This window comes from Paraburkholderia sp. Ac-20347 (assembly GCF_017104805.1).
Lineage (GTDB): Bacteria > Pseudomonadota > Gammaproteobacteria > Burkholderiales > Burkholderiaceae > Paraburkholderia > Paraburkholderia tropica.
In genome coordinates this window covers 1-1,005 of record NZ_JAAGPN010000604.1, presented here as the reverse complement: position 1 = coordinate 1,005, position 1,005 = coordinate 1, and the positions used below count along the sequence as shown (strand labels likewise).

Genomic DNA, 1,005 nt, shown 5'->3' with positions numbered 1-1,005 from the left:
GCCGCGCGCGGCTGGAAGCGACCACGCATCCCGTCATGCCGGGGCCGAGCACGTCCGCCGTGGCAATCGGCGCGGCCGGTACCGGCGACGTGGCCTGCGTCACTCTCACCAACGCGTATCTCCGTCTGGACGTCGCGCCGCAACTGGGCGGCGGCATCACGCGCTTCGACTGGCGCAGCGAAGGCGCGCTCGAACCCGTGTTCCGCCGCTGCGAGCAGGTGAGCGCGCGCATGGACCCGAACGAACTGGCGTGCTATCCGCTGCTGCCGTATTCCAACCGGATCGCCGCCGGGCGCTTCCAGTTCGGCGGCCGCGACGTCGAAATCGCCCGCAACCGCGCGAGCGAGCCGCTGCCGATTCACGGCGACGGCTGGCTGGCGAACTGGAGCGTCGAAAGTGCCGAGCGCGAGCGCGTGCGTCTCGTGCTCGACCGCAGCGAGGGCGAGCCTTACGCATACCGCGCGGCGCTCACCTATGTGCTCGACGGCCCGACGCTCGCCATGATGCTCGAAGTGGAGAACGTGGGCCGCGAGGCGCTGCCGTTCGGGCTGGGCGTCCATCCGTTCCTCGCGCGCGACGCGAGCACCGAACTCTCCGCGCCCGCAAGCGGCCTGTGGCTCTCGGGCGCCGACTGGCTGCCGGTGCGCCACGTGCCCGCGCCGCCCGCCTGGCAGTTCGGCATCGCGTATCCGCTGCCCGAGCAGATGGTGAATCACGCGTTCAGCGGCTGGAGCGGACGCGCGGCCGTGGTCTGGGAGCGCCGCCGCCTGTCGCTGTCGATCTGCGCGAACACCGACTATTACGTGCTCTACACGCCGCCGGGCGAGAACTTCTTCTGCTTCGAGCCCGTCGATCACCCGATCAACGCGGTCAATCTCGCGGGCGGCGGCGGCGCGCATGGCATGACCGTGCTCGCGCCGGGCGAGCGCCTCGCGCGCCGCTTCAGCTTCACGGTCGAGCGGATGGATTTGCGCGCGGCGGCCAACCCGCACCGCACGGGCGCGC

At 71.6% G+C, this 1,005-nt stretch carries 1 protein-coding gene; it reads left to right on the top strand.

Annotated elements, in window-relative coordinates; translation table 11 throughout:
- Positions 1–1,005: aldose 1-epimerase (locus G3N97_RS38965; RefSeq protein ID WP_241031111.1), on the top strand; the 1,005-nt coding region annotated here is incomplete at both ends.